The sequence below is a fragment of the Priestia sp. BR_2 genome (assembly GCF_041954005.1).
Taxonomy (GTDB): domain Bacteria; phylum Bacillota; class Bacilli; order Paenibacillales; family Paenibacillaceae; genus Paenibacillus_AQ; species Paenibacillus_AQ lautus_A.
Window position 1 is genome coordinate 61,464 of record NZ_JAVFHM010000194.1, and the last position, 13,828, is coordinate 75,291.

13 protein-coding genes are annotated in these 13,828 nt (G+C 53.7%); 5 read left to right on the forward strand and 8 right to left on the reverse strand.

Going from position 1 to position 13,828, the window contains the following annotated elements; all coding sequences use genetic code 11:
- Window positions 1–87: 87 nt before the first annotated feature.
- The 7 genes from RB298_RS14820 to RB298_RS14850 form a co-directional block, all read right to left on the reverse strand.
- Entirely contained in the window at window positions 88–744 is a 657-nt protein-coding gene (locus RB298_RS14820) for a methylthioribulose 1-phosphate dehydratase (protein ID WP_096773309.1), read from the reverse strand.
- Window positions 745–1,425 (reverse strand): 2-hydroxy-3-keto-5-methylthiopentenyl-1-phosphate phosphatase, encoded by a 681-nt coding sequence (locus RB298_RS14825; RefSeq protein ID WP_096773310.1) that lies wholly within the window; start codon window positions 1,423–1,425, stop codon window positions 745–747.
- Window positions 1,422–2,636, reverse strand: a complete 1,215-nt coding sequence (locus RB298_RS14830; protein WP_486047456.1) for a 2,3-diketo-5-methylthiopentyl-1-phosphate enolase — start codon at window positions 2,634–2,636, stop codon at window positions 1,422–1,424. Before RB298_RS14830 ends, RB298_RS14825 begins: the two co-directional genes overlap by 4 nt.
- Entirely contained in the window at window positions 2,633–3,502 is an 870-nt protein-coding gene (gene proC / locus RB298_RS14835; RefSeq protein ID WP_015734583.1) for a pyrroline-5-carboxylate reductase, read from the reverse strand. The genes RB298_RS14830 and proC overlap by 4 nt, the downstream gene beginning before the upstream one ends.
- Window positions 3,503–3,538: 36 nt before the next feature.
- Window positions 3,539–4,786, reverse strand: a complete 1,248-nt coding sequence (locus tag RB298_RS14840; RefSeq protein WP_096773311.1) for a glutamate-5-semialdehyde dehydrogenase — start codon at window positions 4,784–4,786, stop codon at window positions 3,539–3,541.
- A 57-nt stretch (window positions 4,787–4,843) separates the two neighbouring features.
- A complete protein-coding gene (gene proB, locus RB298_RS14845) occupies window positions 4,844–5,947 on the reverse strand; it encodes a glutamate 5-kinase (RefSeq protein ID WP_486047457.1) in 1,104 nt (367 codons plus the stop codon).
- Between the two features lie 366 nt (window positions 5,948–6,313).
- On the reverse strand, window positions 6,314–7,507 hold the full coding sequence (locus tag RB298_RS14850; protein WP_486047458.1) for an aminotransferase class I/II-fold pyridoxal phosphate-dependent enzyme: 1,194 nt from the start codon (window positions 7,505–7,507) through the stop codon (window positions 6,314–6,316).
- 256 nt (window positions 7,508–7,763) lie between these two features.
- Between RB298_RS14850 and RB298_RS14855 the strand changes: the two genes are divergently transcribed.
- Window positions 7,764–8,576: a carbon-nitrogen family hydrolase gene (locus RB298_RS14855; protein WP_486047459.1), complete on the forward strand. Its 813-nt coding sequence runs from the start codon at window positions 7,764–7,766 to the stop codon at window positions 8,574–8,576.
- Between the two features lie 92 nt (window positions 8,577–8,668).
- Window positions 8,669–8,854: a hypothetical protein gene (locus RB298_RS14860; protein WP_009595149.1), complete on the forward strand. Its 186-nt coding sequence runs from the start codon at window positions 8,669–8,671 to the stop codon at window positions 8,852–8,854.
- A gap of 133 nt (window positions 8,855–8,987) precedes the next feature.
- On the opposite strand, the gene RB298_RS14865 is transcribed toward RB298_RS14860, so the two are convergent.
- A complete protein-coding gene (locus RB298_RS14865) occupies window positions 8,988–9,920 on the reverse strand; it encodes a LysR family transcriptional regulator (RefSeq protein WP_486047460.1) in 933 nt (310 codons plus the stop codon).
- 184 nt (window positions 9,921–10,104) lie between these two features.
- On the opposite strand from RB298_RS14865, the gene leuC reads away from it, so the two are divergent.
- From leuC to RB298_RS14880, 3 genes are all read left to right on the forward strand, one after another.
- A complete protein-coding gene (gene leuC / locus RB298_RS14870; protein WP_036665580.1) occupies window positions 10,105–11,529 on the forward strand; it encodes a 3-isopropylmalate dehydratase large subunit in 1,425 nt (474 codons plus the stop codon).
- A 20-nt stretch (window positions 11,530–11,549) separates the two neighbouring features.
- Window positions 11,550–12,152 carry a 3-isopropylmalate dehydratase small subunit gene (gene leuD, locus RB298_RS14875; RefSeq protein WP_486047461.1) on the forward strand — a complete coding sequence of 201 codons (603 nt, stop codon included), beginning with the start codon at window positions 11,550–11,552 and terminating at the stop codon, window positions 12,150–12,152.
- A gap of 235 nt (window positions 12,153–12,387) precedes the next feature.
- Entirely contained in the window at window positions 12,388–13,824 is a 1,437-nt protein-coding gene (locus tag RB298_RS14880; RefSeq protein ID WP_486047462.1) for an N-acetylmuramoyl-L-alanine amidase family protein, read from the forward strand.
- Window positions 13,825–13,828 lie beyond the last annotated feature (4 nt).

Sequence of the window (13,828 nt, forward strand, 5' to 3'; positions counted from 1 at the left end):
CCGAACCGAAGCGTTCGGATTTCAGGGTGCCAGGACCTGTCGCGCGGGATATCCGGCTGATTAAGCTCAATCCCCGCAAGGCTGAAATTACTTGGAACCGGCTGCATTCAGAAGCAAACGGCGGTAGGAGTATTCGAATATAAACTCAAAAGCCTCCAGATGTTTTTTGGCTTCGAATGCATTTTTGCCCCAGGCATAGATGCCGTGGTTACGCAGCAAAATGCCGGGTACCGCCGGATCGAGCGCGCCGGGAACGAGCTCTGCAATCCGCGGAATGTCCGCATAGTTCGGCAGGATCGGAATGCGGATCGCCGCGTCCTCTTCCCAAATGTTAAAGGCTTTGATCAGCTCGATTCCTTGGGCAGGCACGTAACCTTGTTCACCATACAAATCGCTTATCAGGTTGTTGTCGATGGTGTGCACATGGAAAATGGCGCCGCAGCCGGTTTTCCGGTAGATTTCACAGTGGATTAAAGTTTCCGCGCTGGGCTTTAAGCCGGTTGCTTCGCAAGGGACGCCGTTCTGGTCCACAAAGAGATAATCCTCCGGCGTATGTACGGATTTGTCTTTTCCGCTGGCCGTGACGGCAAAATAAAACTGCTCCGGGTGGAATTCGCCAACACGGACAGAAAGATTGCCGCTGGTACCCGGGAACCAGTTTCTGGATGCAAACAGTTCCTTGATTCCTCTAAGTTCCTGCAGCGCAGCCTGCTTCTGTTCGAGCTGGATATCTGAAAATGCCACTTACAGCACCTCCTGCGTAAACTTGTCTTTCATGTCGTTCTGAATATCGGTAAATGTCTCGAATGGTACATGAAACACGCCAAGCTTCTTGCACTGCTCGGTGAGCGTGGAGCGGGAATAGACCAGGTCGGCCTGCTTGGCGCCTTCAAAATCGGTAAGGCTGTCACCGATGAGAATCCGGTAATATCGGTCGGCTGGAAAACGGTCCATCACCGTAACCTTGCACATGCCGCAGTCGTTATGGCAGGATTCCTTGCAAGGATGCGGCCAGGTAATCTCAATGCGATCCCCTTCGAAATCGGCACCGTTGCAGAAGATATGGTCCGCCGGAATGCCAAAAGGCTTCAGCAGAGGATCGACAAAGAAATCGATGCCGCCGCTTGTGACATAGAACTCGATCTGCTCGGATTTCAAATAGTCAAGGAACGCTGCGAAGCCTTCCCGTATCCCGGCATGGCTCAGCACATACTCGGTAATTTCTTCTCTCATGGAGGAAGGGAAGAGGGCGAACATGCGGCCAACGCCTTCCCGAATTGAAATGGTGCGGTCAACCGTATCCTGCATGATCGGCTCGAAGCCTTCCGGTTTGAAGTGTTTCATGATGGCAACGATGTTATCGTTGTTCGTGATCGTTCCGTCGAAATCGCAAAAAATAATCGGCTGTTTTGCTCCTGATGTCATGCTTCTCCTCCCCAGATGTCCAGTGCGGCTTTCAGTTCTTCGTGCTCTTCGGCATAGTGGGCAAGCGGCACGGATTTCATCGTTGCCTCAATCGCCTGTACAAAGGCTTTGCCGCCCGCTTCGGTTCCCATCGGATGACCGTGGATTCCGCCGCCTGCGTTAACGACCACATCGGTGCCGAAATCCCGGATGATGCGCGGAACGAGTCCCGGATGAATTCCCGCGGACGGTACCGGCATGCTTCGCTTTACGCCAAGCTTAGCGCTATGCAGCTCGTCGCGAATGGCGAGATTCTCTTCCCTCGGCATCGTGACGGAGCCGTAAGGAGAAGGGAAGAGCACCAGATCGGCTCCGGCGATCCGCATCAGCTGGCCGAGCAGCACAGGTGCCGCAATCCCATAGTGCGGAGAAGGATAGATGGCGCCGGCAAGCGCTGGGTGAGCCGCGATTGGTACCGTAATCTCCGGATCGCTGCTCAGCTCGTGCAGGACGTCATACCCGTAGGACAGCACATTGAAGAGCAGGGCATTGGCGCCTGCATCGATCGCGCGCAATGCTTGCTCGCGCAGCTGCGATGTACGGCCGGTCAAATTGGCTGCGTACAGCAGTTTTTTGCCCGTCTGCTGTTCGACGTCCGCAGCGGCTTGAATGCACATGCTGACCCGTTTTTCAATCGGGGTGAGGTCGTTCTCGAACAGGATTTCGTCATCCTTGATCAGATCCACGCCGCCGAGCGCCTGGCGGATAAATTGGGCTCTGAGCTCGTCCGCATTCAGTCCGATCACCGATTTGAAGATGCTCATGAGCAGCGGACGGTCATGGACGCCGAGATGGCTTCGGATTCCGTCGATGCCATGCTTTGGTCCGGGAAATGCACTCAGGAAGTCGGGAGACAGCTCCAGGGACGTCAGCTTGATGCGCCCGTCCATGGAAATTTTGCCGAACACGGTCACCAGCAGGGCAGGAATATCCCGGCTAAAATTGATGTCCGGGTAAGCGATGCTGACATCCGCATAACGGCTGCCCGGCTCCCAGCCCTCGTGAACCTGAATGTCAACGACCTCGCCAAGATGTTCCTGCATGGCTTCGCGTTTGGCCTGCGGCAGCTCGGTCCAGCTGCCAACCGTCATGCCAACGGCAATGGAGGTCGCTTTCTTACGGAAATCCGCCTGGTCGTCATAAATTCGGTACGTTGCAATACAGCGGCTCATGAGATCTGCTCCTTCAGCATGGCGCCCATTTCTTTGGAGCGCTCAGCGCAGCGGTTTACGGCGGCAATGACCGTTTCGAAGAAATCGCCTTTGTCGAGCGTTTCCAGGGCAGCTTGCGTCGATCCGTTCGGCGATGTAATCTTCGCGCGCAGCGACGACGGCTGTTCCCCGGTCTGCTGGACCATGCGGGCGGCGCCCAAAATGGTTTGAAGCGTCAGCTCGCGGCTTTGCTCCGGCGTCAGGCCGCCGCGGATTCCCGCTGCGGTCATGGCTTCCATCATGTAATAGAAGTAAGCCGGGCCGCTGCCGGATATCCCGGTCAGGATGTCCATCTTCTCTTCTTCGATGACCGTCACGTGGCCGACTGCCTCGAACAAAGTCAGCACGAGCTGACGCTGTTCTTCGCTGATTTCCTTCGAGAACGCAATGCCCGTTGAACCAAGCCCGATCGAAGCGGATGTATTCGGCATCGTTCTAGCAATGGGCTGCTGGTTTCCCAGCAGCGTCTGCGTCGTATAAATCGAAAGTCCGGCGATCACGGAGATGATCAATTGGTCGCTGGAGAGCTTGGGTCCCAGTTCTTTCAGCGCTTTGGCGGCATCCTTCGGTTTCATGGCCAGCACGATCACCGGCGAGGTTTTCAAAATTTCGATTTTGGCGGCCTCGTCGTTGTTGATCTGGACGCCGTACCGTTCGCTCAGTTCCAGAAGGCGCTGGGCGTTGCTACGGTTCAGCATCGTAATATTCTCGGGAAGCACGACAGAACGGCTCACTAATCCTCGTACGATCGCTTCGGCCATCGAGCCTGCGCCGTAGAAGGTGATTGCTTTATCTATTAAAGGTCGGTTCTGCGGGGATTGGCACATCGTTTTGTTCCTCCTTCATGGCTTGGGATGAATGATTTATTCGCGTATTTGACCACTACCGATAATAACATATTTGGAGGAAGTAAGCGCGGGTAACCCCATAGGTCCCCGGGCATGCAGCTTCTGGGTGCTGATCCCGATTTCGGCGCCGAAGCCGAATTCAAAGCCGTCGGTGAAGCGGGTCGAAGCGTTATGATAGACAGCCGCTGCGTCTACTTCCTGCAGGAAACGCTCCGCATGATCCTCGTTCTCCGTTACGATGCATTCGGAATGCTTCGTGCCATATACCGAAATGTGCTCGATGGCTTCATCCAAGCGGTCCACGATTTTAATGTTCAAAATATAGTCGTTATACTCTGTCGCGTAATCCTCGGATGTTGCGACGGCAGCCCAAGGAATATATTCCAGGGTTCGCTCGCATCCGCGCAGCTCGACGTTACGCTCACGGAAAACTTCGGCCAGCGAAGTCAGGTGCGATTTGGCATACTCCGCATGGACGAGCAGGGTTTCCATGGAATTGCAGACCGAAGGACGCTGCACCTTGGCATTGATGCTGATGGCGGCGGCCATGTCCGGCCGTGCCGATGCGTCCAGGTACGTATGGCATATGCCCGCCCCGGTTTCGATGACCGGCACGGTGGCGTTCATCACGACGTTCTGGATCAGGGAGCTGCCGCCGCGCGGGATGATGACATCCAGCAGTCCGTTCAGTTTCAGCATTTCATCCACGGAGGAGCGGTTCGGGTCCTCGATAAGCTGAAGCGCTTCTTTAGGCAGCGCAGTGCGTTCCATAGCTTCGTGAAGCACTTCGATGATTTTGCGGTTGGAGGAGAGGGCGGATGATCCGCCCCGCAGGACGACCGCATTGCCCGTCTTCAAGCACAGCCCGGCGGCATCGACCGTCACATTGGGACGTGCTTCATATATGATGCCGATCACGCCAAGGGGAACGCGTTTCTTCACGATGTTCAGTCCGTTCGGACGATCGATCGTTTCCAAGGTGTCGCCGATCGGGTCCGGCAGCTCCACGATTTGGCGCAACCCTTCGGCAATGCCCTCGATTCTGGCTTCGTTCAGTGCCAGCCGATCCAGCAGGGAAGCAGAGGTGCCAAGTTCCTTCCCGCGCCGAAGATCCTCTGCGTTGGCTTCCATGATATCTGCCGTCCGCTGGATCAGGGCGTCGGCCATGATCAGCAGCGCCTGGTTTTTCTCCTCCGTGCTCAGTCTGCCAAGACGAAATGCAGCCTGCTTGGCGAGCTGAGCTTTATTGCGTACCTCACTCATAATGATTCCTCCTTCGTATAGGTGATTAAAAGAAATAACTTCGGAATGCGATACGGACTATTTTAACGTAATCCATTCATCGCGGTGAATAACCTCGAGCCGATGGATTTCGCCGATAATACCGATGACTTGGCTGCTCGGCAATCCGAGCACGGCCTGCAACTGGTCCTCGTCGTAATTGACGATGCCTCTGCCGAGCCTTACGTTGTCCATATTGACGACTTCAACCACATCGCCTGCATGGAAACTGCCTTCGATCCGTTTAACGCCAACGGGAAGGAGGCTGTGACCCCCGTGGATCAGCGCCTTCTCGGCACCGGGATCGACTACGATCCGACCCAGCGGCGAGGACATAAAGCCGAGCCATTGCTTTTTCACAGGCAGGGCCGACAGGTGAGTGGAAAAATACGTACCTTTGCCGCTGTGCCCCAATGCTTTCACCAGATCGCCGGGCTCGTTGGCTTTGCCGATGAATACGGGAACGCCGCCGCGGGTGGCGATTTTGGCGGCATCGATTTTCGAGCGCATGCCGCCGGTTCCGACGCTGGAGCCGGCCCCTCCCGCCATGCTGTAAATTTCATCGGTAATGTCATGAATTTCCTCGTATTTTATGGCATCCGGCGACTTGCGCGGATCGGCCGTGTATAAGCCGTCCGTATCGGTCAGGATGATTAATTGCTGAGCGCGGACCAGGTTGGCGACCAGTGCGGATAACGTATCGTTATCGCCGAATTTCAGCTCGTCAATCGAAACCGTGTCGTTCTCGTTAATGATGGGGATGACGCCTTGCTTCAAAAGCTCCGTAATCGTCATGCTGGCGTTGTTCATGCGTTTGCGGTTCGCAAAGTCCATTCTCGTCAACAGAATCTGGGCCGCTTTCAGTTGATGGGAGGCCAGCGCATTCTGGTAAGCCCGCATGAGCAGCGCTTGGCCCAATGCAGCGGATGCTTGCTTCTCATGGAGCAGCTTGGGCCTCGTCTCGTACCCGATCTCCCTAAACCCTGCTGCGACGGCTCCGGAGGTCACGAGGAGAACTTCATGGCCGGCCTCGCGGAGCCCGGCAAGTTCCCCGGCAAAAAACGCGACCGAATCCAGATTAAGTCCGCCTTCGTCTGTCGTTAGGGAGCTGCTTCCAATCTTTACGACGATGCGCGAGAGCATCGTGATCACTTCCTTGTATTTATGATGGTAGGAACGGCTGTTACGAATCCATTTCCCTGAAAATAAAAAAACTTTCGTCCTGTATGAGAAAGGACGAAAGTTGGACTTCCGCGGTACCACCTTTATTGATGAGCGCAGCTCATCCGGCTTTGGCCCTGTAACAGAAGGCGCTGTCCTGGCAAGCCAGGCCGCTCGGGGGTAGGATTCGGAAAGGGGTCACGGCAAATTCTTTCAGCCCATGGAATTTGCTCTCTGATCATCGTGCCGCATGCTTTCGTACTGGTCCCGTCTTTGCGTTTGGGAAACTGCATTCGATTGTTATTGCAAGAATAGCACATCGTTTTTGATTTTTCAAAAGGAATTAGGTTAGCCGAACAGGTTCAGCTTGCCGATCCGGCAGGCGGCTTCCCGCATTCGTTCCTCGCTGCTTAACAGGCCGACGCGGACATACCCCTCGCCGTGATCCCCAAAGCCTACGCCAGGCGCGACGGCCACCTTGGCCTCCTCCAGCAGCAAGTCGGCAAAGGATACCGAGGTGTATCCCTTCGGCACGGGCAGCCAGCTAAAGAAGGAGCCGGCCGGTTTCGGGGCCTGCCACCCGATTTCGGACAGGGCGCCGAAGAAGGCATCCCTTCTCGACTGGTAGCGCGACACCAGTTGGTCGACGCAGTCCTGCGACGAGGTGAGAGCCGCAGCAGCAGCCGCTTGGATGCCGCCGAACAGGCTGACATAGATATGGTCCTGCAGCATATTGATCAGCGAGATGATGTTTCGGTTCCCCAGGGCGAAGCCGACGCGCCATCCTGCCATATTGTAGGTTTTGGAGAGGGTGTAGAATTCCACGCCCACCTCCTTGGCGCCTTCCGCTTGCAGGAAGCTGACCGGACGGTCTCCGTCAAAACCGATCGCCCCATATGCAAAGTCACTGGCTACCACGATCCCGTGTTCGGCGGCGAATGCCACCGTATCCTCGTAGAAGGATAAAGGAGCGACGGCGGATGTCGGGTTGTTCGGGTAATTCAGGAACATCAGCTTCGCTTTTTCCCGGTCTGCAGGCGATATAGCGCCATAGTCGGGAAGGAAGCGGTTATCTGCGGTTAACGGCATGAACTTCATTTGCGCGCGGGCGAGAGCAACGCCTGACCAGTAATCCGGGTAACCCGGGTCCGGGACAAGACAGACATCCCCGGGATTCAGGAGGATTTGCGGCAGCTGCACCAGCCCGGTTTTTCCCCCGAACAGAATGGCGACTTCCGTTTCCGGATCCAGATCGACGTTATAGTCCTCCTTGTATCGATGCGCGATGGCTTCCTTCAGAAAGGAAAAGCCGGTAAAAGGCGAATATTTGTGAAACTGCGGATTGTCGGCCGCCTCCTTCAGGCTCGATACGATATGAGGCGGCGTGGGCTGATCGGGATTTCCCTGCCCGAGATTGATTACATCATGCCCTTGAGACACTTGGCGGTTTACCTTGGAGACCAGGGTCGCGAAAAATTGCGTAGGCAGCTGGGCCATGATCTCGGCCGGCTCTATGTGGAAAACGTCTGGCTTTTTGTTCATTGCTGGTTCATCACTCCGTTATCTGATTACACTCTAAATACGTCTATAATGGAAAACAATTAGGATTAATTTAACACGATTTATCAGGGGTGTATAGAGGGAAATGGGGCTAGGGTGTTGCAGCAGCGGCGCTGGAGAGGCTATGATGATGACATATAAGAGAAGGTTGAACCCTGGATAGAAGAATCGGCTCATGCGTTTCATGATCGCATGGAGGCCGCCCTTGGATTCAACTCAAACAACGGGAGGCTGCAAGATGACTGGAGAAACAAAGGCTCAGCTTCATATCGCACTTATTCAAGCTGACATTGAAATAGGCAACGTCCAGGCCAACATGGATAACATGCTCGGCATGATGGAGAAGGCGGCAGCGGCGAACCATAAGCCGGACGTGATCGTGCTGCCGGAGATGTGGAACACCGGATATGCGCTGGACCGGATCCAAGAGCTCGCCGACCCTGTGGGGCAAGAAACCTCTTCGATGCTGAGCGAGTTTGCTCGAAAGCACCGCATCCAAGTCGTCGGCGGTTCCGTAGCCGAACGGATCGAAGACAGGATTTATAACAGCATGTACGTCTTTAACCGGAACGGGGAGCAGATCGCCAAATATTCCAAAATCCATTTGTTCCGCCTGATGGACGAAGAGAAGTTCCTGCAAGCCGGACAGCATACCGTAACCTTTGATCTGGAAGAAATGAAGGCGGGCGCGTCGATCTGTTACGATATCCGGTTCCCGGAATTGTCCCGCACCCTCGCGCTCGGCGGCGCTCAAGTGCTGTTCGTGCCTGCGGAATGGCCCCATCCGAGGCTGCATCATTGGAGAACGCTGCTCATCGCCAGGGCGATCGAGAACCAAATGTATGTCGTTGCCTGCAATCGCGTAGGAACCAGCGGCGAAACGGACTTTTTCGGTCATTCCTTGATCATTGACCCATGGGGCGAGATCATCGCCGAAGGGGATGAGCGGGAAGCGATCGTGACAGGCATGCTGGATTGCAAGCTCACGGATGAAGTGAGAGGACGCATACCGGTTTTTGAGGACCGTCGGCCTCATTTGTATTTCCAATAGAACATGTAAGATCCAAACCTCCAAATATGAAGTTTCAACTGGGCAGCGGCGGGTATACTATGGGTAATCCGTCTGAGAGGAGGCTTTGAATCATGGCAGAGAACAACCAATTCGACAGCCGAAACAATGAACAGGAACAAGAACAGAAAGAGCAGTTCCGCAATTTTGTTGAGAGCGTAGCCGGAGGCGGGAACGGGAAAAACGAATCAATTCAGGATCAGTCCCGTACCGCGGACGAACAGAACCGAATGATCGACCAGCATAATTTGCGCAAATAGGGTTCGGTTTATGATGATCATGGGTAATCTTTTGGCTTTCAGGTAAAAAAGAAAAAGAGGCACAGCCGTTTGTCGTTCGACGATGGCTGTGCCTCTTTGCTAATTATTCGTTTTAAACTGCATCCATTTGCGATTATTTATCTTGAACGCCTTCTACCACAAGCTTGTCCATGACCTGCTTGAACGTGTCGATGAACGCATCCGCCGCTTTGGACAAATACCGGCCGTTTCGGTAAGCGACGACCAGCGTGCGGCTCGGCACCGGATCCGCGAGCGGCAGATATACCGGAATAAACTCGCTGCGTTTCGCACGGGCAATGAACCGGGGAACCAGCGTGATCCCCATCCCGGTAGCGACCAGAGACTGGAGGGTCTCGATGTTGCTGCTCTCGAATACAACGTTCGGCTCGAAGCCGGCCTCCCGGCATATATCGAAGGTTAGCTTCCGGAAGCCCTGACCCTTCTTGAGCACGACAAACGCTTCGTTCCGGATTTCGTCGATCGTAATGGGCTGTACGGGATCGGAGGCCGCCCGCAGCGCAAGCGGGTGCTGGGGAGGAACCGCCAAATCGATCATTTCCTCGCCGATCGGAATCCAGGACAAGGACGGCTCCGCCAGGGGCAGCGCAAGCAGGCTGAGATCCGCCTTGCCGCTGGCCGTCAGCTTCTCCAGATTCATGGAGGAGTCCTCCAAAAGGGTGATTTCGATATCCGGATATCCTTTTTTGAAAGCAGGCAAAACTCGGGGCAGCAGATGAGAGCCGGTTATCGGCATGCTGCCGACGACGACTTTCCCCTTGCGTAGCTGAGAGATGTCCGACATCTCCTGTTTCAACTGCTCGACGGCGTCCATGATCTTCTGCGCATGCTCGACAAAGCTGGCACCGGCATGGGTAAGCTCGACGTTGCTCGTATTGCGCTGGAACAGCAGCACCCCGAGCTCTTTCTCCAGCTTGGAGAGCTGCTGGCTCAGGGAAGGCTGGGCGATATGAAGCTTCTCCGCGGCACGCGAAAAGTTTTTGTCCGCCGCGATTTGCAGCGTATATTGCAGTTGTCTTAATTCCATGTAAGCATCACTCCGTTATAGCTGAATCCTATTACATCTATAGATATTATATCTTGGAACAATGAAGAAGGAAATGATATATTACTATCAACGTAAAGATGATGCGTTGCAGGCCTTCCCAATAGGGATAAGGGACTCAAGCAATTATCTTCTCATGGACGTAAAGAACAATGGGGTGATTATGATGAGTAAGAAGACAATGTTCGAAAAAATTTGGGATAACCACGTGATTCATCAGGAAGAAGGCAAGCCGGGTATTTTGTATATCGACCTGCATTTGGTCCACGAGGTGACTTCCCCTCAGGCATTCGAAGGTCTGCGTCTCAGCGGCCGCAAAGTGCGCCGCCCGGAACTTACCTTCGCCACGATGGATCACAACGTACCAACGAAAGACCGTTTTAACATCACGGATCCGATTTCGAAGCAGCAAATCGACACCCTGACCAAGAACTGTCAGGATTTTGGCGTTACCCTGTATGATCTGGACACGATTGACCAAGGCGTAGTGCACGTTATGGGCCCTGAACTTGGCTTGACGCATCCCGGCAAAACGATTGTGTGCGGCGACAGCCACACATCCACTCACGGCGCATTCGGTGCGCTGGCGTTCGGTATCGGTACGAGCGAGGTTGAGCACGTCCTGGCAACCCAATGTTTGCAGCAGGCTAAAGCGAAAACCATGGAAGTTCGTTTTGTTGGCCGCCGCAATCCGGGCGTAACGGCGAAGGACATGATCCTTGGCGTCATTGCGAAGTACGGAACCGATTTTGCAACAGGCTATGTCATCGAATATACGGGCGAAGCCATCCGCGAGTTGTCGATGGAAGAGCGTATGACGGTGTGCAACATGTCCATTGAAGGCGGAGCCAGAGCGGGCATGATCGCTCCGGATGAAACGACGTTTGAATATTTGCGCGGACGTCAATATGTTCCGCAGGGCGAAGCTTTTGATGCCGCTGTAGCAGCTTGGAAAGAGCTTGTGACAGACGAAGGCGCCGAGTTCGACGTGGTGGTTGAATTCGACGTGGAAACGCTGATCCCTCAAGTAACCTGGGGAACGAGCCCGGGAATGGGTACCGACATTTCCTCGACGGTTCCTAACCCTGCAGACTTCAAGACCGAGAACGAGCGCAAGGCAGCGGAGAAGGCGCTGGAATACATGGCGCTTGTGCCAGGGACTCCGATGTCCGAGATTCCGATCGACTATGTCTTCATCGGTTCTTGCACGAATGGACGCATCGAGGATTTGCGGGCAGCAGCAGCTGTAGCGAAGGGACATAAAGTGTCCAGCAATGTGACCGCCATCGTCGTTCCGGGATCGGGCCGAGTGAAGATTCAGGCCGAAAAAGAAGGGCTCGACAAAATTTTCGTCGAGGCAGGTTTCGAATGGCGCGAAGCAGGCTGCAGTATGTGCCTTGCGATGAATCCGGATGTACTGAAGCCTGGACAGCGCTGCGCTTCAACATCCAACCGGAACTTCGAAGGTCGCCAGGGCCGCGGGGGCAGAACGCATCTCGTATCGCCGGCAATGGCAGCGGCAGCTGCGGTTAAAGGACGCTTCGTGGATGTACGTGATTGGAACTTTGCAGCCGAAGAAGTTGTGAGCTAAGAAGGACGGAGGAGAAGTTTATGCAAGCATTTACGAAATTAAACGGTATTGTCGCACCTGTCGACCGGGTGAATGTAGATACGGACGCAATTATTCCTAAACAGTTTTTGAAACGGATTGAACGCACGGGATTTGGACAGTTTCTGTTTTACGAGTGGCGGTTTGATGAAGAGGGAGGCAACATCGACAGCTTCTCGCTGAACCAGCCTCGCTACCAGGGTTCGACCATCCTGATCTCGCGTGCCAACTTTGGCTGCGGATCTTCCCGCGAGCATGCGCCTTGGGCGATTCTCGACTACGGGTTCCGCGTGGTCATCGCTCCATCGTTTGCTGATATTTTCTACAACAACTGCTTCAAGAACGGAATTCTGCCGATCAAATTGTCGGAGGAGCAGGTCGAAGAGCTGTTCCAGCGGACGGAAGCAAGCGAAGGCTATAAACTGAACGTGGATCTGGAGAACAAAACGATTACCGATGATCAGGGATTGCACATCGACTTTGACCTCGACGAGCACCGCCGTCAATTCCTGCTTCAAGGATTGGACGATATCGGTTTGACGCTGCAGCATGAAAGTGCAATCGATGCTTACGAGAAAAAACATGGGGAGCGCTTGTTCGCCTAATTTCGCAATCAGGCTTCAAAAGTTTACAAGATTATTAAACTTCCATTTCCTGTGTAGGAAATGGAAGTTTTTTTTGGTATTATGGAATTAATATGCAGAAGCAGCCAAGATAGATCTACGTTTGATGTCAGTATTTGTCCGGAAGCATGCATACGGGAATACTGATTTACATAGTTTAAGTTTTTTTGCTAGATTTGCTTTTCAAATTCAATCATGGGATGATCGAGGTGGATTCATGAAGAAGTTAGGGTTTGTAATGGTGTTGATAGTCTTCTTGCTGGCGTTTCCAAAGAGCGGCGAGGCCAGTTCTTCAAGTGCGACCATATTTCTTGACGGGGAACCATTGAATTTGTCTTCGGGCGTCCAGGTCGCCAACATGAAGGGCAATGTGATGATTCCGATACGCGTGGTATCCGAGAATCTCGGTTTCAAGGTGGGCTGGGAGAAGGCCAGCCAAACCGTAACGGTTGAAAACAGCGAGAAGACGGTCCGCATGGTGGTAGGCAGCCAGCAGGCCGAGCTGAACGGGGCCCAGGTCGATCTGAATTTGGCGCCTGTCTTGAATGGACCGACCACGCTTGTGCCCCTCCGTTTTGTAAGCGAGCAGATGGGGCTTGACGTGAAATGGGACAACCAATCGAAGGCGGTGTACCTTTCAAGCGCCGCGCTGCCTACAACCGGAGCCGAGATTGATCCAGGTGAAGGAACCAATCCGGGCAGTCAAACGCCTCCGCCTGCGGAATCTGGAAATAAGGGTTCATTGACGGGGCTCAGCTTTAGCGATAACCGTCTCATGATTGCAACGGAAGGCGCTGTGACGCCGAAAGTGTTCAGCATGACGGGGCCTGACCGGATTGTTATCGATCTTCCGGACACCGTCTACTCTGCTTCATTCCTAAGCGGACATGCCGTGAACGCGCAGAACGGCGGCAGTATGGAAGCTGCGGATTATTCCGACGTTACGAATATTCGATATGCCGTGTTCAGCGACAACCCGCCAACCGTGCGTATCGTATTGGATTTGACTGGACCTAAGAATTATGCGGTGACCCAGGAATCGGGCATCATCATCGTTGATCTGAACGCAGAGGGCGAAATTCTCGTACCGCCGGTGCCGCCGGTTACCGGGAATGGCAAGAAAACGGTTGTCATTGATCCCGGTCACGGTGGTATCAAGCCGGGGTCGATCAGCCTTACGGGAAAAACGGAGAAATCTTTTAATTTGGATATTTCCCTTAAGGTTGAAGCACTGCTCAAAAAAGAAAAGAATATCAATGTAGTGATGACTCGCAGCGACGATTCACATCTTGAGCTCAGCGATCGCGTGAAAATCGCAAATAATTTAAAAGCAGATATTTTCGTGTCTATTCATGGAAACAGCAACGCGTCCAGCAGTCCCAGCGGTACGGAAACGTATTATACGAGAGATTCCAGCAAGTCATTGGCGGATGTGATCCATAAACATCTTGCAAAAGCGACAGGTCTCAAAGATCGTGGAGTTAAATACGGTAGCCTTCATGTTACGAGGGAAACGACGATGCCGGCTGTCCTGCTCGAGATTGGCTTTTTGAGCAACAAGGGTGACGAAGCCCAGTTGTTTAAAGACGATTTCCAAAATCGTGTTGCACAAGGTATTGTAGAGGGTATTAAAGAATATCTTAAAGTACAATAATGTG

What these genes read in the sequence shown, in the direction of transcription:
- RB298_RS14825 (WP_096773310.1), bottom strand. Translation starts at nt 1,425, where the DNA reads ATGACATCAGGAGCAAAACAGCCGATTATTTTTTGCGATTTCGACGGA.
- RB298_RS14830 (WP_486047456.1), bottom strand. Translation starts at nt 2,636, where the DNA reads ATGAGCCGCTGTATTGCAACGTACCGAATTTATGACGACCAGGCGGAT.
- proC (WP_015734583.1), bottom strand. Translation starts at nt 3,502, where the DNA reads ATGTGCCAATCCCCGCAGAACCGACCTTTAATAGATAAAGCAATCACC.
- RB298_RS14840 (WP_096773311.1), bottom strand. Translation starts at nt 4,786, where the DNA reads ATGAGTGAGGTACGCAATAAAGCTCAGCTCGCCAAGCAGGCTGCATTT.
- proB (WP_486047457.1), bottom strand. Translation starts at nt 5,947, where the DNA reads ATGCTCTCGCGCATCGTCGTAAAGATTGGAAGCAGCTCCCTAACGACA.
- RB298_RS14850 (WP_486047458.1), bottom strand. Translation starts at nt 7,507, where the DNA reads ATGAACAAAAAGCCAGACGTTTTCCACATAGAGCCGGCCGAGATCATG.
- RB298_RS14855 (WP_486047459.1), top strand. Translation starts at nt 7,764, where the DNA reads ATGACTGGAGAAACAAAGGCTCAGCTTCATATCGCACTTATTCAAGCT.
- RB298_RS14860 (WP_009595149.1), top strand. Translation starts at nt 8,669, where the DNA reads ATGGCAGAGAACAACCAATTCGACAGCCGAAACAATGAACAGGAACAA.
- RB298_RS14865 (WP_486047460.1), bottom strand. Translation starts at nt 9,920, where the DNA reads ATGGAATTAAGACAACTGCAATATACGCTGCAAATCGCGGCGGACAAA.
- leuC (WP_036665580.1), top strand. Translation starts at nt 10,105, where the DNA reads ATGAGTAAGAAGACAATGTTCGAAAAAATTTGGGATAACCACGTGATT.
- leuD (WP_486047461.1), top strand. Translation starts at nt 11,550, where the DNA reads ATGCAAGCATTTACGAAATTAAACGGTATTGTCGCACCTGTCGACCGG.
- RB298_RS14880 (WP_486047462.1), top strand. Translation starts at nt 12,388, where the DNA reads ATGAAGAAGTTAGGGTTTGTAATGGTGTTGATAGTCTTCTTGCTGGCG.